Genomic DNA, 19,783 nt, shown 5'->3' with positions numbered 1-19,783 from the left:
ACGGGCGAATCACCCGGATGACTGAGCATCTTGCCGGTGGGCGGGGTACTAGAGGTCTCTACGTCCGTCCTCCTGGAGGCCCTCGTGAACACCGTCGTGCACAAGACCCTGGTCGTGCAGCTCCAGGCGGGTGCCACCGCCGACCGGTTCCCGGTGCTCGCGCACCTCGCGTACGACGCGGCGGACCCGTTCGCCCTCACGGCGGTCTTCAGCCACGACGGGCGGGTGCTCGCCCGCTGGACGCTGGACCGGGAGATGGTCGCCGAGGGGCTCACCCGTCCGGTGGGCGTGGGCGACGTGCGGCTGCGGCCGGAGTCACGGGGCATGTGGGACGAGCTGCGCATCGAGCTGCTGGGCGACGACCGGGCCGACGGGGAGCGCCACCGCGCCGTGGTGTTCGTGTGGGCCGCCGCCGTCGAGGCCTTCCTGCGCGAGACCCACGCGGTGGTCCGGCCGGGGCGGGAACGGGTGCGCGTCGACGACTTCCTCGCGGAGCTGACCGCCGAGGGCTGAACCGCCGGGGGCCGAACCGCCGGGGGCCGGCGCCGGGAGGGGCGGACGCCGGGAGGTGCCGGCGGCCTCAGCGTGCCGTGTGGCGGTGCCGGGTCCACAGCGGGATCCCGAACCAGCACAGCAGGTACCAGAGCACCACACCGGCGACGAGGTAGGGCACGAAGCCGTCGTGGGTCGCGACCCGCAGGATCAGCAGCAGCGAGCAGGCCGTCGTGGCGAGCAGCAGCACGAGGCCGAGCACGGTCAGCCGGGACGCCCACCGCACCGCCTGGGGTTTCACCCGGCGTCCGGAGACGAGGCGGTGCAGGGACACCGGGCCGATCAGGGCGCCGGTCGTCACGGCGCCGAGGACCACCGTGATCAGGTAGATCATCTGGTCGGTGTCCGAGAGGCTCTCGTACTTCGGCTGGAACACGACCGTGAGCAGGAAGCCGAACAGGATCTGCACGCCCATCTGCGCGACGCGGACCTCCTGGATCAGCTCGGTCCACATCCGGTCGGCCCGCTCTTCCTCGGTCTCGTTGCGGCCCCTGCGCCGGCCCGAGCCCTCAGCCGATTCCGCGTCCCTCACGTCGTCCTCCCGGTGCCCGTCGCCTGCGTCCTCTTCCCTGTTCCCGGGATCCCGGTACTCAGGCGCCGGGCCGGGGCGGTGACGCCCGGTTTGGGTGATCGGGGGGCGGTTACACGGGGCGGGACCGACCCAAGTCCGGCAAGGAAGGCGAAGGATGTCCGACACTCGGCTCACCGTGACGCTCGACGGCGGCGGCATCGACGACGCGCGGGCGATCGTCCGCGCGCTGGAGGGCGTCTTCGGGGCCCCCGACGGCTTGCCCACGGACGCGGGGGCCACGGTGCGCACCGCGACCTTCGACGCCCCGGACTCCCCGCACGCCCCGGACGCGTCCGCCGCGGCGCGCACGACGGGCGGCGCGCTGTCCGCACCGGTGACGGTCACCGTTCAGGGCACGCCGCAGGCCGTGGAGGCGGCGAGCGAGACGCTGTCCCGCGCCTTCACCGCGCGGAACGAGGGAGCGGCCTCGGGCGACCAGGAGCGGGAGCGGCAGTTGCTCCTGGTGCCGTGAGGCCGGGGGCCGCTCGCCCGCCGGCCGCCTACCAGCGGCCCTCGACCTGGTCCTTGACGCGCCGGTCGTAGAGGTCGCGGATCGCGGCCAGGGTGTCCTCGGACAGTTCCGGCAGCCGGGCGGCGTCCGTGTTGGCGCGGGCCTGCTCGGGCGAACGGGCGCCCGGGATCACGCTCGTCACGCCGGGCTGCTGGATGATCCAGCGCAGCGCCAGCTGGGCCGGGGTGTATCCCTCGGGCGCGAGCGCGGCGAACTCGGCGGCGGCCTCCACCCCGGTGGCGTAGTCCACGCCGGAGAAGGTCTCGCCCTGGTCGAAGGCCTCGCCGTGCCGGTTGAAGTTCCGGTGGTCGTTGGCCGCGAAGACCGTGTCCTTGGTGTACTTGCCGGTCAGCAGGCCGGACGCCAGCGGCACCCGGGCGATGATGCCGACGCCGGCCTCTCGGGCCGCGGGCAGGACCTCGCGCAGGGGCTTCATCCGGAACGGGTTGAGGATGATCTGCACGCTCGCCACGTTCGGCCGGGCGATCGCGGTCAGCGCCTCCGCGCACGTCTCGACGCTCACCCCGTACGCGGCGATCCGCTCCTCCTCGACGAGGGTGTCCAGGGCGTCGAACACCTCGTCGCTGGAGTAGACGGGCGTCGGCGGGCAGTGCAGCTGCACCAGGTCGAGGCGGTCGACGCCGAGGTTGCGGCGGGAGCGGTCGTTCCATTCCCGGAAGTTGTCCAGGACGTAGTTCTGCGGGATCTGGTCGACCCGGCGGCCCATCTTGGTGGCGACCAGCACGTGCAGGTCGGGCCTGCTCGCCAGGAACGTCGCGATGGTCTGCTCGCTGCGGCCGTCGCCGTAAACGTCCGCCGTGTCGAAGAAGGTCACCCCCGACTCGGCCGCCGCCTCCAGTACCGCGAGGGCTTCCTTGTCGTCGACGTCTCCCCAGTCGGCACCCAGTTGCCAGGTGCCGAGGCCGATCACCGACGCGTGCTGATCCGACCTGCCGAAAGTGCGCTCGTCCATGGCGTCAGTCTGTCATCCGCGGTGCGCGGGCACCGCGTCGGGACGCCCGGAGCGGTCCCGCCCGTCGCCGGCGGCGAGTCTGCGTGCCTGGACGGTGCGCGCGATCACGGGCCCCAGCCGGCGCTTGACCCTGCGCAGGGTCTCCAGCCGGCCGGCCGCCCGGTCCAGCCGGTAGTACAGCCGGGGCGGGAGGTACGGCAGCAGCGGCGAGTGCCGCTGGCCGAGCAGGGCGAACATCTGCTCCGGCGGCAGGTGGATGTAGCGGGGCAGGTTCTCGTACCACCGGGCGCTGAGCCGGGCCGCGCTCTGCGCCGGCAGCAGGGCGGCCCGGCGTTCGCGTTCGTAGTGGGCGAGGGCGTCCGGGAGGGTGTCCCGCTCGCGCAGGGCGGTGGCCAGGGCCATGGCGTCCTCCAGGGCGAGCGTGGTGCCGGCGCCGATGGAGTAGTGCGTGGTGTGGGCGGCGTCGCCGAGCAGCACGAGGTTGCCCCGGGACCAGGTGCGGTTGGTGAGGGTGCGGAAGACGGGCCAGGCGGCACCGGCCCGGCCGGAGGACCGCGCGGTGAGCGGGTGTCCGTCCAGGACGTCGGCGAAGAGCTTCTCCAGCAGGACGAGCCCCTCGGCCTCGTCCGCGCGGTCCAGGCCCAGGCCGGTCCAGGTCCCGGGCGCGCACTCGACGACGCAGGTGCTGCCCTCGGGGCCGTAGCCGTAGCCGTACGCCCAGATCCAGCCGTGGTCGGTCTCGACGAAGGCGAAGGTGAAGGCGTCGAAGACCTTGGTGGTCCCGAGCCACACGTAGTGGTCGCGACCACCGGTGACCTCGGTGCCGAAGTGGCCGGCGTGGTGGGTGCGCAGGACACTGCCCGCCCCGTCGGCCGCCACCACGAGGTCGGCGGCGGGCGGGTTCGCGCCGGTGACCGGGTGCTCGAACTCCAGGCGCACGCCCAGTTCGCGGGCGCGGGCGGCGAGGATCGCGAGGAGCCGGTGGCGGCCGATGCCGAAGCCCTCGTCGCCGTGGTGCCGGGTGGCCAGGTCGCCGACGTGGGCGACACCGTCCCGCCAGCGCACGGAGTGCTCCTCGACGGCGCGCGCGGAGGCGGGGTCGTGTTCGCCGAGCCGGTCGAGCAGTCCGCGCCAGTAGGTGACGCCCCAGCCGTAGGTGGAGCCCTCCGGATCGCGTTCGTACACGGTGACGTCGTGGGTCGGGTCCTGCCGCTTCAGCAGGATCGACAGGTACAGTCCGGCGGGCCCACCGCCGACGCAGGCGACCTTCACACACACCCCTGGTATGCACTCATTACCGTCATTGCGGTCATTCGGGACCGCAGAGTAACAAGGGAGGGGCCGCGGGCCGGTGCTGCGCGGCCGTGGGCGGGCGCGGTTTATCCGGCGGCCACCGTGCGGCACTCGGGGTGGCCCCAGCCCTGGTCGTTCTTGGCGATGGGCTCACCGGCCGCGTACGCGCGGCCGCACAGACAGCGTCCGGGGAACTTCGCCTTGATGGTGCGGGCCGAGGAGCCGCCGCTCTTGCGGGCCGCTCCGGGGGACCCCCGGCGCGGTGCCTTGCGGGCCGCCGGGACGTCCGGTGCGGGCGGTGGCTCCGGCGAGCCGAGGGCGCTGCCCGCGGCTTCCTGGACGACGGCCGACTGGCTGGCGGCGCGGTCGGCGAAGTCGTTGAGCCGGTCGCCGTCGACCTGGTGCGCGGGCACGTAGCGGAACTCGACCGAGCGGCCGTCGAGCAGTTCGTCGATGCGCACGACCAGTTCCTGGTTGGCGACGGGTTTGCCCGCGGCGGTCTTCCAGCCGTTGCGCTTCCAGCCGGGCAGCCAGGTGGTGACGGCCTTCATGGCGTACTGCGAATCCATGCGGACCTCGAGCGGCACCTCGGGGTCGGTCGACGCCAGCAGCCGCTCCAGCGCCGTGAGTTCGGCGACGTTGTTGGTGGTCCGGCCGAGCGGACCCGCCTCCCAGCGGACGGGGTTCTCCGCCGCGTCGGCGATCACCCAGGCCCAGCCGGCCGGACCCGGGTTTCCCTTCGAAGCCCCGTCGCACGCGGCCACTGCACGTTCACGCATGCGCTCGATCATGCCATGGCCGGGCGGGGTGTCCGGACCGGGCTCAGGAGACGTCCGCGACCTTGGGCATCTCGCCCTCGGTGGTCGTGATGTCGATCACCGAGAAGCTCGCGCCCTGCGGGTCGCTGAGCGCCGCGAAGCGGCCGAACGGGGTCGTGACCGGACCGAACCGCAGGACGCCGCCCCGCTCGGTGGCGCGGGCCACGGCCGCGTCGCAGTCGCCGACGGTGAAGTAGACGTTGATGTAGGGCGGGACCTCGGGCGGGAAGTCCTCCGTCATGGCCATGCGGCCCAGGACGGGGTCGTCGCCGAGGTCGAAGAGGCGGAAGTCCACCTGGTCGTCCTGCATCTGCTGGGCCCGGTAGGAGAAGACCGCGGGGAAGAAGGCGTCCGACTTCGCGGGCTCACGGGTGAAGACCTCGGCCCAGCAGTACGCGCCGGGGACGGCCGTCGCCTCGAAGCCCTCGTGCTTGTCGCCCTGCCAGACTCCGAAGACCACTCCGCCCGGGTCGCGGGCCAGACACATGGTGCCGAAGTCACCGACCTTCATCGGCTCCAGCAGCAGCTCGCCGCCGGCCTGGCGGATCCGCCCGGCGGTCGCCGCCGCGTCCGGGGAGGCGAAGTAGAGGCACCACTGGGACTGGTCCTCGTGTCCGGGCGGGGGCGGGACCACGGCGGCCACCGCCTTGCCGTCCGCGTAGCACTCGGTGTAGTTGCCGAACTCCGACGACGACTCGCCGAAGGTCCAGCCGAGGACGTCGCCGTAGAAGCTCTTGGCTCCCTCGACGTCCGTGAACATCGCGTCGGCCCAGCAAGGGGCCCCTTCGGGTTGCACGGCCATGACTGCCGCCTCCTGTGCGGACAAGTGCTTCGGACTGTGGGTGGACGGGACGAGTGGACGGGACCACCGGGCACGGTCCGGTTCCTCACGCCGGCCATCCCGTCCCCGCCCCGCGCGTCGGCGGCGCGTCACTCCCCGGCGTACGCCTGCTCCAGCGCGGCGATGTCGAGCTTGCGCATCGACATCATGGCCTTGTTGGCCCGCGCCACCCGGGCCGGGTCGGGGTCGCGGAACATCTCCTCGAGCCGGCGCGGGACGACCTGCCAGGACACGCCGAACCGGTCCTTGAGCCAGCCGCAGGGTCCGTCCTCGCCGCCGCCCTCGGTGAGCCTGGTCCAGTAGTGGTCGACCTCGTCCTGGTTCTCGCAGGTGATCTGGAAGGAGATCGCCTCGTTGAACCGGAACTGCGGGCCGCCGTTGAGGCCGACGAACTTCTGGCCGTTGGCGGTGAACTCGACGGTGAGCACCGAGCCGGCGGGCTGTGGCGCCCCCTCGGGGTAGCGGGTGACGGCCCCGATGCCGGAGTTCTTGAAGACGGAGACGTAGAAGTGGGCGGCGTCCTCGGCGTCGCCGTCGAACCACAGGCACGTGGTGAATCCGTCGTTGCTCATGACTGCCTCCTGGGAGCGGAACAGGGTCACCACTGTCGACCGGCACGGACCCCGGAACTCATCGCTCTGCCGGTGGCGAATCTGCCGCGGGCAGAGAAGACCCCGGTCCGGGCCTCGGCGGGCCGAGAGTGGAGGAAGCGCGGCGCCATCGGCCGCGCACCACCCCGCACCACCCCTCAACCACTGGCCACAACTCGACAAGGAGCGCCGATGTCTCCATTCACCGCCGGCCCCGCCCCGGCCCGACCGCCCAGGGCCGAGGAGGGCGACACCCCCGCGACCCGGTTCGACGACCGGCTCGCCGAGCAGCTGCTCGACCAGCGGATCGTGCTGCTCGGCACGCAGGTCGACGAGGTCTCGGCGAACCGGGTCTGCGCGCAGCTGCTGATCCTGTCCGCACAGGACCCGCGCACCGACATCAGCCTGTACGTCAACAGTCCCGGCGGTTCCGTGCACGCGGGGCTCGCCATCTACGACACCATGCGGCTGATCCCCAACGACGTCTCGACGCTCGCCATGGGGTTCGCCGCCAGCATGGGGCAGTTCCTGCTGAGCGTCGGCACGGCGGGCAAGCGCTACGCGCTGCCGAACGCGCGGATCATGATGCACCAGCCGTCGGCGGGCATCGGCGGCACCACCGCCGACATCGAGATCCAGGCGGACAACCTGGACTTCACCAAGCGGACCATCGAGCGGATCACCGCCGAGCACACCGGTCAGAGCCCCGAGACCATCTCCCGGGACGGCGACCGCGACCGCTGGTTCACGGCCGAGGAGGCCAGGGAGTACGGAATGGTGGACCAGGTGGTGCAGTCCCTGGCGGATGTGCGCCCGGCCGCCACCAGGCGACGGATGGGACTGTGACATGGGAAGCTACACGATTCCGAATGTCGTCGAGCGGACTCCGCAGGGCGAGCGGTCCTACGACGTGTTCAGCCGGCTGCTGTCGGAGCGGATCATCTTTCTGGGAACCGATATCGACGACGGCGTGGCCAACGTCGTGATCGCACAGCTCCTGCACCTGGAGTCGTCGGCCCCGGAGAGCGAGATCGCGATCTACATCAACTCCCCCGGCGGCTCCTTCACGTCGCTGATGGCGATCTACGACACCATGACCTTCGTGCAGGCGCCGATCTCGACGTTCTGTGTCGGACAGGCGGCCTCCACCGCGGCCGTGCTGCTGGCGGGCGGCGACCCGGGGCGGCGGTTCGTGCTGGAGCACGCGCGGGTCCTGCTGGGGCAGCCGGCCAGCGGCGGCCGGCAGGGCACGGTGTCCGACCTGGCGCTCCAGGCCAAGGAGATGGTGCGGATCCGTTCCCAGGTGGAGGAGGTGCTGGCCCGCCACACACACCACGACGTCGCGACGCTGCGCGCCGACATGGACCGCGACAAAGTGTTCACCGCCCAGGAGGCGGTGGCTTACGGGCTGGCCGACGAGGTGCTCGCACGGCGCCTGACGAGGGTCTGAACCACCGGGCCGGCGCCTCCGCGGTGCGGGGGCGCCGGCCCGTGCGCGCCCTCAGGCGGCCAGGCACATCCCGTCGAACCGTGCGCCGGACGTCCCCCGGCCCGTCCCCGCGCCGGGGTGCCGGGAGGTGAGCCGGATCAGCTCGCCCTGCGCGCGGGCGAGCAGGTCGCCCAGGCCCAGTCCGAGGGCGCCCGCGGCGGCGGCCAGTACTTCGGAGGACGCCTCCTTGCGGCCGCGCTCCACCTCCGAGAGGTAGGGCATGGAGATCCGGGCGGCCTCGGCGACCTCCTTCAGCGTGCGCTCCTGCTCAAGGCGTTCCTGCCGCAGGACGTCTCCGACCAGGTCGCGCCACAGGGGCTCTCGCACGGCGGGCGGCCTTCGCTCCGGAGGAACCGGTGAGGCGGCGGGGCGCGCCCCCGGACGGCCGGCCTGCGGGCGCAGCGGAATGACGCGGGCTTCGTTCGGCACGTGGCTGGTCACCTCCTCAGCCTAGGGTTCCGGCCGCGTCCCGGAAGGGTGCGGCGTTCCGCCCTCAGGAGAATCCGCGGCGCTCCCCGGAGCGGCCCGGATGCCGCGGGCCGTCGGCCGGACTACGCTGGATGGAAATGGGGGGCATGCGCCGTCGCGACCCGGGTACCCGCAAGCGCGAAAAGCCTAGGGAGACGTCGAACCGTGACTTTCGTGGGAGAGGCAATGGAGACCGCCGTGGTCCGGCCGGAAACGCGGGTTGTCGAGAAGACCGCCGGGAGCGGGACGGGTGAGGGATCCCCGCGCGACGTGGTGGACCCCCGCAGCGTGGCACCGCGCGACGCGCGGCAGTTGTCCCGTCAGTTCTTCCGGCGTCTGGCCGAACTCGAAGAGGGCACGGCCGAGTACCAGTTCGCGCGCAACACGCTGATCGAGATGAACATGTCGCTCGTGCGGTTCGCCGCGGGCCGCTTCCGCGGGCGCGGGGACGACATGGAGGACATCGTCCAGACCGGCATGATCGGCCTGATCAAGGCCATCGACCGTTTCGAGCTGTCGCGCGAGGTCGAGTTCACGTCGTTCGCGCTGCCGTACATCGTCGGTGAGATCAAGCGCTTCTTCCGGGACACCACCTGGGCGGTGCACGTTCCGCGCCGGCTCCAGGAGCTGCGCGTGGAGCTGGCCAGGGCCCGCGAGGAGCTCTCCACCCGCCTGGACCGCGAGCCCACGGTCGCCGAACTCGCCACGCTGATGAACATCGGCGAGGACCAGGTGATCGAGGGCCAGATCGCGTCCAACGGCTACAACTCCTCCTCGCTGGACGCCGCGCTGACCGGTGACGGACCCGAGCACGGCGAGTCGGTGCTGGCCGACTTCATCGGTGTGGAGGAGGACGGGCTGCGGCTCGTCGAGGACTTCCACTCGCTGGCCCCGCTGATGGCCGAGCTGAGCGAGCGCGACCGGCGGATCATCCACCTGCGGTTCGTGGAGGAGGCCACCCAGGCGGAGATCGGCGAACGGCTCGGCTGCTCGCAGATGCACGTGTCCCGGCTGATCAAGCGGATCGTCACCAGGCTGCGCGAGGGCATGCTGGGCGAACTCGGCTGCGCCTGAGCCCTCGCCGCGCGACGACGACGGTGGTGCCCCTCGGCGTTCGGTGAGGTCAGCGCCGAACGGGTCAGCCTTCGGTGAGGGGCACCACCGCGCGTACCCGCTTGCCGACCGGGACGCGTTCGACGACGACCGTCTCCACCAGTGCGTGCACGATCTCCAGGCCGTGCCGCCCGACGCGTTCGGGGTCTCGGGGGAAGCGCTCCGGCACCGCGCCGCTGCTGTCGTACACGGTCACCGCCACCGAGGTACCCGTGCCCTCCAGCTCCACTATGTACGGGCCCCGGCTGTGCCGGTCGGCGTTGGTGACCAGCTCGCTCACCACGAGCAGCACCGCACCGTCGGCACGGGGGCCGATCGTGGCGCACCACTCGGTCCTCAGCTGGTCGAGGAAGAGCGAGGCGAAGGAACGCGCCTGCGCTATGCATCCCGGCTCACCGGAGTAGTGTGCCGCCCGCCTGAGCGGTTCAACGGGTACGTCGAAACCAGTCGGTATCACTGCCCCGTCCAGGTACTCGGTCATGCGTTTCTCTCTCGGAAGCCGGACTGGCCGGACGCTGCTGCACCTGTCCTCGTACCCCGAGCCGCGCGTCGCAGTCCACGTCTCTGCACAGTGCGGGCATCGTCACAGTGGTCCGGGGAACCCGTGGTTCGAGAAGGTGTGCGATCGGGACGGGGGAAGGGTGTGCGATGCACGAACTGATGGCCGCGCGAAGCCTCACCACCCGGCCGGTGGTGACCCTCGGCGGCGATGCCGTCGCCCATGTCAAGGACACCGTATGCGACGCCGCGGCGGAGCGGATCACCGGTTTCACGCTGACGGGACGGGGCCTGCTGTCCGGGCCGCTCAAGGAGGGCCTGCCGTGGTCGGCCGTGTACGCGCTGGGCCATGACGCGGTGATGATCCGGGACCGGCGGGGCCTGGTGAACGCGGCGGCGATGACGGCGCACCAGCAGAACCTCCGGGCCAGGTTGCGGGGGGCGCGGGTGCTGACCGAGGCGGGGACGGAGATCGGCACGGTGCTCGACGTCGTGGTGGAGGGCGGCACCGGCGGCCGGGTGGTCGGCTTCCGGGTGGCGGCGAGCCGGCGGTTCGTGCCGGGCCCCACCCGGCACCGGCGCCGGGTGTACGTGGCGCGGGGCGGGACCCTCACCGTCACCGGCCGGGTCCTGGTGCTTCCCGACGGCGCGGTCCGGCACGTCGCGGACGACCTGCCCGGCTTCGCCGCCCTGGTCGGCGGTGTGCCCGGCCCGTGGCGGGGACCGCTGCCATGATGCTGTTCACCGAGGTGTGCGGGCTGCCGGTGGTACCGCGGGAGGGCGCCGCGCCGCTCGGCACCGTGACGTCCCTGGACGTCGACGTCGTCTCCGGCTCCGTCAGCCATGTCCGGTGGAGCGGCGGCCGGTTCAGGAAGGAGACGGCGCTGCCCTGGGGCGCCGTGCACGCCGTCGGACCGGGCGCGGTGCGGGTAGGGTCCGCCGCCCCGGAACCGGTGCCGCCCCACCAGGATCTGCTGGGCCGCCGGATCCTCACCGAGACGGGCACCGAGCGGGGCACGGTGCTGGACGTCGCGTTCGACACCCTGAGCGCCCGCCTTCTCGCGCTCTTCACCACCCAAGGCGAGCTGCCGCCCGGCCGTCTGCTGGGCCTCGGCGACTACGCCCTGGTCGTGCGGGCGCTCTGAACGCCGTACGGTCCCCGGCCGGGGCCGGACCCGCCGTCCGGCGCGTACGGCCCTGTCGGCGGGCGTGCCCGGCGGGGGCTGCTTAGCGTGGCAGCGTGAGTCCGCAAACCCCCGCAGTACCACCCGTGCCCCCCGGGCCTCCTGGCTCTCCCGGAGCTCCGGGGCCTCCCGGTTCGTCCGGCCGGGCGGTCGCCCGGCACGGCTGGGCGCAGGCCCTGGGCACGGTGCTGGCCGGGCTGGTCGCCATGGGGGGCGTGGCCGCGCTCGGGCTGTGGGCGGCCGGTGCCGCGGACCTGCCCGACCGCGCCTTTCCCCGGGTCGTCGTGGCGACGTTCGTCACCTCCGTGGGCGGTGCGGTGGAGATGTCCGGCGACGCGGGTGAGCTGGCGGCCACCGACGCGGGGCTGACCGTGATGCCGCTGTCCGTCACCCTGACCGGTGCGCTGGTGATCGCCCGGGGCTTCCTGCGCCCGTTGCGCCACCGGGCCGTCGCCGGCGCGCGGGAGCTGGCGGGCTGGGCGGGGCGGATCGCGGTCCTGTGGCTGCTCGCCCTCCTCGGGGCGGGGTTCGCGGCGCGGCAGACGTTCGAGGTCTCCCTCGGGGAGGGGCTGCTGAGTGACCTCGGCGACCTGTTCGGCGTGCGTCCGACGGTCGGTTTCACCACGGACGTGCCGCTGACCGTCCTCTTCGGTCTGCTGTGGCTGGCGGGGGTGCTCGTCCTCGCCCTGCTGGTCTCGCACCGGGCGCCGCTGCCCGGTCGGCTGCCGCGGCTGCGGACGTCGGTGCGGCCGGCCGCGTACGCGATGGTGGCGCTGCTGCTCGCGTACGTGGTCGTCGGTGTCGTCGTCGCGCTGGTCGCCGCGGCGACGCGGGACCGTCCCGCGGACACCTTCGCCGTGCTGCTGCTCGGGCTCCCGAACCTGGCCTGGCCAGCGCTCACGATCGGCCTCGGGGCGACCTGGAACGGGCGGGTGGAGGGGCCGTTCGGGCTCCCGATGCCTCGGGTCCTCGACGAGGTGCTGCGCACGCCCGACGTCTCGACCGTGAACGTGGGCACGCTCGCCGAGCACGACGGGCGGATGTGGTGGCTCCTGGTCGCCGCGGCGGTGCTGGTCCTGTCGGCCGGATTCCTCATGGCGTCCCGCTGTCCGGCCCGCCTGCCGGCCTGGCTGCACGCCGTGCACATGGCCGTCGCCCTGGCGCTCACCGTTCTGGTGATCGGCCTGGTCGGCCGGGTCTCCGCCCACTACGGGCTGTCGGTGCTCGGCATCGGCGACCTGGGCGGCGGGCTGGCCGGGCAGGTGTTCCTGCGGCCGCGTCTGTGGGGTGCGGTGGGTCTCGCGCTGCTGTGGGGGCTGGTCGCCGGGTTCCTGGGCGCGCTGCTCGCACGGTGGCTGGGCGGCCGGTCCCGCCGGGTCCGGTTCTGAGGGGGGGCGCCCCGGGGCGCGGACGTTCACGCGACGGGGACGACCAGAGGTGGCGCGGCCCGCTGCATCCGCAGCGCGTCCACGGACTCGGCCATCAGTTCGTACTCCGTGGTCTCGTCACTGGTCGCGAGGCGTACCAGGTTCCCCGCGGCCAACTCGTCGGCGACCAGCTCCTGTTGTACGTCGTCTGCGCACCAGGCGCGCAGCCTGAGCGGCACGTCGGGCGCGTCGTCGGCGACGGGAGTCAGGGCGCCGCGCGGTAAGTGGGGGGTGTCGGGCTGCGGATCCAGCCGCTCGGCGATCCACATCGCCCGGTCCCGCAGCCACCACAGGGCCAGCGCCAGGGTGGGAGCCCGGTAGGTGCCCAGGGGGACGCCGATGCGCCGGCCGTCACAGACACCGTAGGCGGTGACATGGCACAGGAACTCGTCGTGCACTGCTACCCTCCCCCGTCACTCAGCCCGCCTGCCGGTCCGGCATGACGTCCGTGCGGCTCGTGTGCTGTGCGTGAGGGCGCTGTCGCATGGTGTGAAAGGCCCTAGTGGTGAGTATGTTCACTACTGAACCACTGTCACCATGAATTTCCGGCCAGTCTCCTGGCATATTCGCGGCGCCGGTTGGCCGAAATGCCGCGCCGCCGCAGCGCCGCGTGCCATGACCCCGGGGGTAATCGACGGCGCCGGCGGACGCGGGCAGGGTGGTCGTACCGGGTCACCGAGACCGGGGCCCGGCCCCTGACCAGCACACCCACCCCTATGGAGGCTGATCGCCATGTCCGCACCCACCCGCCGTTACGAGGACGCCGTCGCCCGCTACTTCGAGGCCTGGAACGCGGGTCCGGACGCGGTGGCCAAGGCGGTCGCCGCGGCCTGGACGGAGGACGGCGGCTACACCGACCCCCTGGCCGACGTGCGCGGCCACGAGCAGATCGCCGCCGTGATCGCGGCGGCGCACGAGCAGTTCCCCGGGTTCACCTTCCGGCTGTCGGGCGCGGTCGACGGGCACCACGACACGGCGCGCTTCTCCTGGGAGCTGGTGAGCGACGCCGAGGAGGACCGGGCACCGGTGGCCGGGTTCGACGTGATCACCCTGGACGGCGGGGACCGCATCCGGTCGGTGTTCGGCTTCCTGGACCGGGTGCCCGCGGGGGCGTGAGCGCCGAGGGACGCGCACACGGCGGTTCCGGAGGCGACCTACGCCTCCGGAACCGCCGTGCACGTCCCGCCGGGTCGCCCCCTGGGGCCTGTCCGGCGGACAGGACCTAGCCCTGGACGATCTTGTCGATGCGGGCCAGTTCGTCGGCGTCGAAATCGAGGTTCCCGATGGCCGCGACGCTGTCCTCCAGCTGCCGCGGGCTGCTCGCGCCGACCAGCGCCGAGGTCACCCTGCCCTGCCGCAGCACCCAGGCGAGCGCCGTCTGGGCCAGCGACTGGCCGCGGGACCCGGCGATCTCGTTCAGGGCGCGCAGCTTGCCGACCAGTTCCTCGGTGACCGCGTCGGAGTTGAGGAAGGGGCTGTCGCTCGCGGCCCGCGAGTCCTCCGGGATGCCGTTCAGATAGCGGCCGGTCAGCAGGCCCTGCTCCAGCGGGGAGTAGGCGATGGAGCCGACCTTCAGCTCGTCGAGGGTGTCCAGCAGACCGCTGGTCTCGGGGCGCCGGTCGAGCATGGAGTAGCGGGGCTGGTGGATCAGCAGCGGGGTGCCCAGCTCCGCCAGGATGCGGGCGGCCTCGCGGGTCTGCTCCGGCGAGTAGTTGGAGACGCCGACGTAGAGCGCCTTGCCCTGCTGCACCGCCGTGTGCAGGGCGCCCATCGTCTCCTCCAGCGGAGTGTCCGGGTCGGGGCGGTGCGAGTAGAAGATGTCGACGTACTCCAGGCCCATCCGGGACAGGCTCTGGTCCAGGGACGACAGCAAGGACTTGCGCGAGCCCCACTCGCCGTACGGGCCGGGCCACATCAGGTAGCCGGCCTTGGTGGAGATCACCAGCTCGTCGCGGTACGGCGCGAAGTCGGCCTTGAGTGCCTCGCCGAGCGCGGACTCGGCGGAGCCGGGCGGCGGGCCGTAGTTGTTGGCGAGGTCGAAGTGGGTGACGCCCAGGTCGAAGGCGCGGCGCAGGATGGCGCGCTGGGTCTCGACGGGGCGGTCCGGGCCGAAGTTGTGCCACAGGCCGAGCGAGAGCGCGGGGAGCTTCAGGCCGCTGCGTCCGGTGCGCCGGTAGGGCATCTCCGCGTAGCGGTCGGGGTGTGCGGTGTACAACGCGACTCCAGAGGGGTTGACCCCGAGGTACGGGGCTTGGGCGGAACCGTCCTCCACTCTCGCGTGACCTGCGTGCAGTGGTCCAACAGAAGAATCCGATGGGATTGCGCGGTTAGGCTTCTGAGTCATGGAACTGCGTCATCTCCAGCACTTCGTGGCGGTCGCCGAGGACCAGCACTTCACCCGCGCGGCGGAACGCCTGCTGGTGTCCCAGTCGGGCCTGTCGGCGTCGATCCGGGCGCTGGAGCGGGAGCTGCGGGCACCGCTGTTCGTGCGCACCACCCGCCGGGTGACGCTGACGGAGGCCGGGCGGGCGCTGCTGGAGGAGGCCCGGCGGATCCTCGCCCAGGTGCGCTCGGCGCACGAGGCGGTCGCCGCGGTGCAGGGGGTGCTGCGCGGGACACTGTCGCTGGGCGCCGAGCAGTGCATCGCCGGGGTGCCGGTGGCCCGGCTGCTGGCCGCGTTCCGGCGCGGCCACCCGGACGTGGAGATCCGGCTGCGGCAGGCGGGCTCCGGGGAGCTGGCGGAGGAGGTCGCGGCGGGGCGGCTCGACCTGGCGTTCGCGTACCGCACCCAGGCGGACACGGACCAGTTGCGCTCGGTCTCACTGGCGGGCGAGCCGATGACGGTGCTGTGCCACCCGGACCACCGGCTGGCGGCGGACGGCGCGGTGCTCACTCCGCAGGACCTGGCCGACGAGGTGTTCGTCGACTTCCACCCGGACTGGGGTCCGCGCCGCGTCACCGACGCCGTCTTCGCCGCGGCGGGCGTGCGGCGGACCGTGCCGCTGGAGGTGAACGACGTGCACGGGCTGCTCGACCTGATCGACGAGAACCTCGGCATCGCGGTCGTGCCGCGGCACTTCCGCCACAAGCGGGCCGCCCTCACCTCACTGCCGCTCAAGGACGCGGACGGCACGGAGTACGAGACCATCGCGCTGCTGCCGTCCGCGCAGGCGACCAGCCCGGCGGCGCGGGCGCTGATGGGGCTGCTGGAGACGGGCAGCGGGTGAGTGGGAAGCGGGTGAACGGGGGGCGCGGGCGGGCGGACTGCGCGAAGGTGGACGCATGCATGCGAAGGACATCCTCATCGAGGGCTACGGCCGCATCCAGGAAGAAGTCCACGCCGCCGTCGAGGGCCTGGACCCCGACGGCCTGAACGCCCGCCCCGCCGCCGACGCCAATTCCGTCGCCTGGCTGGTCTGGCATCTCACCCGCGTCCAGGACGACCACATGGCCGACGCCTTCGGGCTCGACCAGGTGTGGCTCACCGGGGAGTGGGAGAAACGCTTCGGCCTGGGGCTGCCCCGCCGCGACACCGGGTACGGCCACAGTCCCGCCGAGGTCGCGAAGGTGCGGGTCGACTCGGGCGAGCTGCTGACCGGCTACTACGACGCCGTGCACGAGCAGACGTTGACGGCCCTGCGCTCCCTGACCGCGAAGGACCTGGAGCGGGTCGTCGACGACCACTGGGATCCGCCGGTCACGCTCGCCGTGCGGCTGGTCAGCGTCCTGTCCGACGATCTCCAGCACGTCGGACAGGCCGCCTATGTGCGCGGGCTCGTTCAGAGCGCGGACGCGTAGCCCGGCAGGACCACGTCCCGGATGAGGCTGTTGCGCTCGTCGAAGGGGAGGAAGGCGCTCTTGAGGGCGTTCACGGTGACCGTGCGCAGGTCCTCGACGCCCCAGCCCGCCTGCTCGACCAGCAGGGACATCTCGCGCGTCATGGTCGTGCCCGAGACGAGGCGGTTGTCGGTGTTGAGGGTGACGCGGAAGCCGAGGTCCTTCAGCGCGGTGATCGGATGCCCGGCGATGGAGGTGGCGGCGCCGGTCTGGAGGTTGGAGGTCGGGCACATCTCCAGGGCGATCCGGCGGTCGCGCACCCAGGCCGCGAGCCGGCCGAGCTTTCCCGCCGCCAGGTCGGGGATGTCGTCGGTGATGCGCACGCCGTGGCCGATGCGCTGGGCGCCGCACACCTGGAGGGCCTGGTGGATGCTGGGCAGCCCGTGCGCCTCCCCGGCGTGGATGGTGAAGGGCACGTTCTCGCGGCGCAGGTACTCGAAGGCGTCGAGGTGGCCGGCGGGCGGGAAGCCGTCCTCGGCGCCAGCGATGTCGAAGCCGACGACCCCGGCGTCCCGGAAGGCGACCGCGAGGCCGGCGGCCTCGCGGACCCGGTCGAACATCCGCATGCCGCACAGCAGGGTGCCGACCCGGACCGGGGTGCCCGCCGCCGCGGCCTTGGCCATCCCGGCCGCCAGCCCCTCCTGGACGGTCTCCACGACCTCGGCGAGGGTGAGCCCGCCGGCGGTCATCAGCTCGGGGGCGTAGCGGACCTCGCCGTAGACGACGCCGTCGGCGGCGAGGTCGAGGACGTACTCCTCGGCGGTGCGCAGCAGCCCCTCCCGGGTCTGCATCACGGCGAGGGTGTGCTCGAAGGTGGCGATGTAGCGCACCAGGTCGCCGGAGTTGGCGGCCTCGTAGTACCAGGCGGCCAGCGCGTCGGGGTCGGTGGTGGGCAGGGTGTGGCCGACGCTCCGCGCCAGCTCCACGACGGTCGCCGGGCGCAGGCCGCCGTCGAGGTGGTCGTGCAGGACCGCCTTGGGGAGGCGGCGGAGGGTCTCGGTGTCTATGCGCGTAGATGACATGTGCGGGGGTTCCTCGACGGTTCTGGGGGGGACGATCAGGGGGCGACGGGCTGGAGCAGGTCCCAGCGGTTGCCGTACAGGTCCTGGAAGACGGCGACCGAACCGTAGGGCTCGTGCCGGGGCTCCTCCAGGAAAGTCACGCCCGCCGCGGTCATGCGGGCGTGGTCGCGGGCGAAGTCGTCGGTGTACAGGAAGAACCCGACGCGCCCGCCCGTCTGGTCGCCGACCCGGGCCCGCTGGACCTCACCCTTGGCGCGGGCCAGCAGCAGGGCGGTACCCGTGTCCGGGCCGCCGGGCTCGACCACGACCCAGCGGGAGCCGTCGGGCCGGGGCCTGTCCTCGGCGAGGCGGAAGCCGAGGGCCTCGGTGTAGAAGCGGATCGCCTCGTCGTAGTCGTCGACGACGAGGGCGACCAGGGCGATGCGTGTCATCGGCACCTTCCGGGACGGGCGATTGACGGGAGAGGTTATACGTAAAACTCCCTGGACGCCAAGTCCCCGCCCGCGGGATCGGGCCCGGTGCGGCGGGGGTCAGCCCGTACGCGCCCCGTCGAGCCGCGCCAGGTCCGCGTCGGTGAGGCGCAGGGCGCCTGCGGCGACGTTCTCGGCGAGGTGTTCCGGGTCGCCGGTGCCGGGGATGGCCAGCACGTGCGGGCCCTGGTGCAGGGTCCAGGCGATCCTGACCTGCGCGGGGCTCGCCCCGTGCGCCCGGGCCACCGCGCGCACCTCCTCCTCGTGGGCGGCGCCGGCGCCCCGCGGTCCGGCCTCGCCGGCGATGGCGTAGAACGGCACGAAGGCGATGCCCTGGGCGCGGCACTGGGCGAGGAGCGCGTCGGTGGCGGGGTCGTGGAAGCCGAGGCCGAACCGGTTCTGGACGCTCACCACCGGGGCGACGGCCTGCGCCTCGGCGAGGTGCCGCGGCTCCACGTCGGAGAGGCCGAGGTGGCGGATCAGTCCCGCCCGGCGCAGTTCGGCCAGGGCGCCGAAGTGCTCCGCGATCGAGTCCTGGCGCATGCGGCGCAGGTAGACGACGTCGAGGTGGTCGCGGCCGAGCTGGCGCAGGTTCTCCTCGACGTGGGCGCGCAGGTCCTCGGGGCGGGCGGAGGTGCCCCACTCCCCCGACCAGTCGCGGTAGGGCCCGACCTTGGTGGCGACGACCAGGTCGTCGGCGTAGGGCGCCAGCGCGCTGTTGATCAGCTCGTTGGCGGAGCGCAGGGAGGAGAAGTAGAAGGCGGCGGTGTCGATGTGGTTGACGCCGAGTTCGACCGCCCGGCGCAGTACGGCGAGGGAGCGTTCGCGGTCGCTCGGGGTGCCGAGGTGGAAGGCGGCGCTGCCCGTCAGCCGCATCGCGCCGAAGCCGACGCGGCGGACGGGCAGGTCGCCGAGGTGCCAGGTGCCCGCGGACTCCGCGGTGATCGCTTCCGAGGTCATCGGCGGAGTCTCGCACACCCGGGCGGGGTCAGCAGTACAGGTTGCCGCCCGGGGAGACGCCGAGGATCTGGCTGAACTGCTGGTACTTGGTGACGCGGCTCTGGACCTGGGCGGGGTTCTTGCCGTCGCACTCGACGGCGCCGTTGATGGAGCGGATGGTCTGGCCGAAGCCGGCGCCGTTGACCATGGCGTTGTGCCCGGTCATGCTGCCGGGCCCGGACTGGGTGTTCCAGTACCACAGGGCGGTCTTCCAGGCGACGGCCGAGTCGTTCTGCACCAGCCAGGGGTTGCCCAGCAGGTTGATGCCGAGCGCGTCGCCCGCGGCCTTGTAGTTGTAGTTCCAGCTGAGCTGCATCGGGCCGCGCCCGTAGTAGGCGTCCTGGCCGGCCGGGCAGCCGTAGGGCTGGTTCCAGTCGCAGTAGTGGGGGTAGTTGGCGGTGTTCTGCTCGACGATGTGCACGAGGCCGCCGGTCTCGTGGCCGACGTTGGCGAGGAAGGCCGCGGCCTCCTGCTTCTTGGTGGTGTCGCTGCCGGTGTTGGCGAAGCCGGGGTAGGCGCTCAGCGCGGCGGTGAGGCCGCTGTAGGTGTAGAAGGAGTTCCGGCCCGGGAACATCTGGTTGAACTGGGCCTCGCTGACGACGAAGTTGCCGACGGGCGTCTGCGAACCGCCGTCACAGGCGTACGGGTTCCAGTACCAGGTGCTGATGAGCGGGTCGTAGCCCGGGTTGGCGTGCTCGGCGATGTAGGCCTTGCCGTCGGTGTAGCGGACGATGTCGCCGGTGTTGTAGTTCGCGTCGGCCGACCAGGCCGGGTAGCTCGAACACGCGGCGGCGGACGCCTCGTTGGCGGGCATGAGCAGCGGCACTGCGCCGGCGAGGGCGAGTGCGGTCACCAGGGCGGATATACGGCGCCTCGACACAGGTCTGTCTCCTTCTGCGGAGCACGGCCGCTCCCGTACAGGGGCGGAGTGGGGCGCGGAACCTGCGCGCACGTGCCGGTCGGACCGGCCACGGCGTGGGGGCGGCCGTGGAGGGGGGTGTGGAGACACACTCAACCGCGTTGGTATGTACCAGTCAAGGGTTTAGACCAGTTCGGCGTGACGGTTCGACCCGACGGGTCGAGCGCGACGGTTCGACCCGACGGGTTCGGCCGGGAGTTGAGACGGA

The 19,783-nt window shown here is 72.5% G+C and carries 25 protein-coding genes; 11 read left to right on the top strand and 14 right to left on the bottom strand.

Translation table 11 applies throughout. The features are described 5' to 3' along the window. The first annotated feature begins 84 nt into the window (after positions 1-84). Complete coding sequence (locus tag C4J65_RS32415; RefSeq protein ID WP_115745631.1) at positions 85-513, top strand: SsgA family sporulation/cell division regulator; 429 nt, start codon at positions 85-87, stop codon at positions 511-513. A gap of 67 nt (positions 514-580) precedes the next feature. Here the strand turns inward: C4J65_RS32415 and C4J65_RS32410 are convergent, their stop codons facing one another. Beyond that, positions 581-1,084, bottom strand: coding sequence for a DUF6328 family protein (locus tag C4J65_RS32410; RefSeq protein ID WP_115745630.1), 504 nt, complete (start codon positions 1,082-1,084; stop codon positions 581-583). 154 nt (positions 1,085-1,238) lie between these two features. Between C4J65_RS32410 and C4J65_RS32405 the strand changes: the two genes are divergently transcribed. Then, a complete protein-coding gene (locus tag C4J65_RS32405) occupies positions 1,239-1,595 on the top strand; it encodes a hypothetical protein (RefSeq protein WP_115745629.1) in 357 nt (118 codons plus the stop codon). 28 nt (positions 1,596-1,623) lie between these two features. On the opposite strand, the gene C4J65_RS32400 is transcribed toward C4J65_RS32405, so the two are convergent. The 5 genes from C4J65_RS32400 to C4J65_RS32380 form a co-directional block, all read right to left on the bottom strand. Then, positions 1,624-2,607, bottom strand: a complete 984-nt coding sequence (locus tag C4J65_RS32400) for an aldo/keto reductase (RefSeq protein WP_115745628.1) — start codon at positions 2,605-2,607, stop codon at positions 1,624-1,626. A 12-nt stretch (positions 2,608-2,619) separates the two neighbouring features. Further along, positions 2,620-3,879 carry an FAD-dependent monooxygenase gene (locus C4J65_RS32395; RefSeq protein ID WP_240330571.1) on the bottom strand — a complete coding sequence of 420 codons (1,260 nt, stop codon included), beginning with the start codon at positions 3,877-3,879 and terminating at the stop codon, positions 2,620-2,622. Between the two features lie 107 nt (positions 3,880-3,986). Further along, positions 3,987-4,691, bottom strand: coding sequence for a ribonuclease H (locus tag C4J65_RS32390; RefSeq protein ID WP_115745626.1), 705 nt, complete (start codon positions 4,689-4,691; stop codon positions 3,987-3,989). A 31-nt stretch (positions 4,692-4,722) separates the two neighbouring features. Further along, positions 4,723-5,520 carry a VOC family protein gene (locus C4J65_RS32385; protein WP_115745625.1) on the bottom strand — a complete coding sequence of 266 codons (798 nt, stop codon included), beginning with the start codon at positions 5,518-5,520 and terminating at the stop codon, positions 4,723-4,725. 128 nt (positions 5,521-5,648) lie between these two features. Beyond that, positions 5,649-6,131: a VOC family protein gene (locus C4J65_RS32380; protein WP_115746743.1), complete on the bottom strand. Its 483-nt coding sequence runs from the start codon at positions 6,129-6,131 to the stop codon at positions 5,649-5,651. A 210-nt stretch (positions 6,132-6,341) separates the two neighbouring features. On the opposite strand from C4J65_RS32380, the gene C4J65_RS32375 reads away from it, so the two are divergent. Both C4J65_RS32375 and C4J65_RS32370 read left to right on the top strand, forming a co-directional pair. Beyond that, a complete protein-coding gene (locus tag C4J65_RS32375) occupies positions 6,342-6,995 on the top strand; it encodes an ATP-dependent Clp protease proteolytic subunit (RefSeq protein ID WP_115745624.1) in 654 nt (217 codons plus the stop codon). A gap of 1 nt (position 6,996) precedes the next feature. Next, positions 6,997-7,599 (top strand): ATP-dependent Clp protease proteolytic subunit, encoded by a 603-nt coding sequence (locus C4J65_RS32370; protein WP_115745623.1) that lies wholly within the window; start codon positions 6,997-6,999, stop codon positions 7,597-7,599. Positions 7,600-7,650: 51 nt separating this feature from the next. Here the strand turns inward: C4J65_RS32370 and C4J65_RS32365 are convergent, their stop codons facing one another. Continuing rightward, positions 7,651-8,079, bottom strand: a complete 429-nt coding sequence (locus C4J65_RS32365; RefSeq protein WP_115745622.1) for a helix-turn-helix transcriptional regulator — start codon at positions 8,077-8,079, stop codon at positions 7,651-7,653. A gap of 213 nt (positions 8,080-8,292) precedes the next feature. Between C4J65_RS32365 and C4J65_RS32360 the strand changes: the two genes are divergently transcribed. Next, a complete protein-coding gene (locus C4J65_RS32360; RefSeq protein ID WP_115745621.1) occupies positions 8,293-9,180 on the top strand; it encodes an RNA polymerase sigma factor SigF in 888 nt (295 codons plus the stop codon). 64 nt (positions 9,181-9,244) lie between these two features. Here C4J65_RS32360 and C4J65_RS32355 read toward each other — a convergent pair whose 3' ends face one another. Continuing rightward, positions 9,245-9,700: an ATP-binding protein gene (locus C4J65_RS32355; protein ID WP_115745620.1), complete on the bottom strand. Its 456-nt coding sequence runs from the start codon at positions 9,698-9,700 to the stop codon at positions 9,245-9,247. Positions 9,701-9,867: 167 nt separating this feature from the next. On the opposite strand from C4J65_RS32355, the gene C4J65_RS32350 reads away from it, so the two are divergent. The 3 genes from C4J65_RS32350 (at position 9,868) to C4J65_RS32340 (ending at position 12,289) form a co-directional block, all read left to right on the top strand. Beyond that, positions 9,868-10,452, top strand: a complete 585-nt coding sequence (locus C4J65_RS32350) for a PRC-barrel domain-containing protein (protein WP_115745619.1) — start codon at positions 9,868-9,870, stop codon at positions 10,450-10,452. Continuing rightward, the gene (locus tag C4J65_RS32345; RefSeq protein WP_115745618.1) at positions 10,449-10,862 is read left to right on the top strand and encodes a PRC-barrel domain-containing protein; all 414 of its coding nucleotides are present in this window, start codon (positions 10,449-10,451) and stop codon (positions 10,860-10,862) included. Before C4J65_RS32350 ends, C4J65_RS32345 begins: the two co-directional genes overlap by 4 nt. Before the next feature lie 125 nt (positions 10,863-10,987). Then, positions 10,988-12,289, top strand: a complete 1,302-nt coding sequence (locus C4J65_RS32340) for a streptophobe family protein (RefSeq protein ID WP_240330662.1) — start codon at positions 10,988-10,990, stop codon at positions 12,287-12,289. 26 nt (positions 12,290-12,315) lie between these two features. Here the strand turns inward: C4J65_RS32340 and C4J65_RS32335 are convergent, their stop codons facing one another. Next, on the bottom strand, positions 12,316-12,726 hold the full coding sequence (locus tag C4J65_RS32335) for a hypothetical protein (RefSeq protein ID WP_003971870.1): 411 nt from the start codon (positions 12,724-12,726) through the stop codon (positions 12,316-12,318). A 334-nt stretch (positions 12,727-13,060) separates the two neighbouring features. On the opposite strand from C4J65_RS32335, the gene C4J65_RS32330 reads away from it, so the two are divergent. After that, on the top strand, positions 13,061-13,444 hold the full coding sequence (locus tag C4J65_RS32330; RefSeq protein WP_115745616.1) for a nuclear transport factor 2 family protein: 384 nt from the start codon (positions 13,061-13,063) through the stop codon (positions 13,442-13,444). Positions 13,445-13,550: 106 nt separating this feature from the next. On the opposite strand, the gene mgrA is transcribed toward C4J65_RS32330, so the two are convergent. Further along, positions 13,551-14,543 (bottom strand): L-glyceraldehyde 3-phosphate reductase, encoded by a 993-nt coding sequence (gene mgrA / locus C4J65_RS32325; protein ID WP_115745615.1) that lies wholly within the window; start codon positions 14,541-14,543, stop codon positions 13,551-13,553. A gap of 127 nt (positions 14,544-14,670) precedes the next feature. On the opposite strand from mgrA, the gene C4J65_RS32320 reads away from it, so the two are divergent. Beyond that, positions 14,671-15,555, top strand: a complete 885-nt coding sequence (locus C4J65_RS32320; RefSeq protein WP_115745614.1) for a LysR substrate-binding domain-containing protein — start codon at positions 14,671-14,673, stop codon at positions 15,553-15,555. 55 nt (positions 15,556-15,610) lie between these two features. Next, complete coding sequence (locus C4J65_RS32315) at positions 15,611-16,126, top strand: DinB family protein (protein ID WP_115745613.1); 516 nt, start codon at positions 15,611-15,613, stop codon at positions 16,124-16,126. On the opposite strand, the gene C4J65_RS32310 is transcribed toward C4J65_RS32315, so the two are convergent. The 4 genes from C4J65_RS32310 to C4J65_RS32295 all read right to left on the bottom strand — a co-directional run bounded on the left by C4J65_RS32310 (position 16,108) and on the right by C4J65_RS32295 (position 19,536). Continuing rightward, positions 16,108-17,187 carry an adenosine deaminase gene (locus tag C4J65_RS32310; protein WP_115745612.1) on the bottom strand — a complete coding sequence of 360 codons (1,080 nt, stop codon included), beginning with the start codon at positions 17,185-17,187 and terminating at the stop codon, positions 16,108-16,110. The genes C4J65_RS32315 and C4J65_RS32310 overlap by 19 nt on opposite strands. A gap of 35 nt (positions 17,188-17,222) precedes the next feature. Continuing rightward, positions 17,223-17,618 (bottom strand): VOC family protein, encoded by a 396-nt coding sequence (locus C4J65_RS32305; protein WP_115745611.1) that lies wholly within the window; start codon positions 17,616-17,618, stop codon positions 17,223-17,225. Positions 17,619-17,717: 99 nt separating this feature from the next. Further along, positions 17,718-18,617: an aldo/keto reductase gene (locus C4J65_RS32300; protein WP_205351104.1), complete on the bottom strand. Its 900-nt coding sequence runs from the start codon at positions 18,615-18,617 to the stop codon at positions 17,718-17,720. Positions 18,618-18,645: 28 nt separating this feature from the next. Next, positions 18,646-19,536, bottom strand: a complete 891-nt coding sequence (locus C4J65_RS32295; protein WP_115745609.1) for a glycoside hydrolase family 19 protein — start codon at positions 19,534-19,536, stop codon at positions 18,646-18,648. Between the last annotated feature and the right edge of the window lie 247 nt (positions 19,537-19,783).

It is taken from the genome of Streptomyces sp. CB09001, assembly GCF_003369795.1.
Classification (GTDB): domain Bacteria; phylum Actinomycetota; class Actinomycetes; order Streptomycetales; family Streptomycetaceae; genus Streptomyces.
This window is presented reverse-complemented; position numbering and strand designations above follow the sequence as displayed.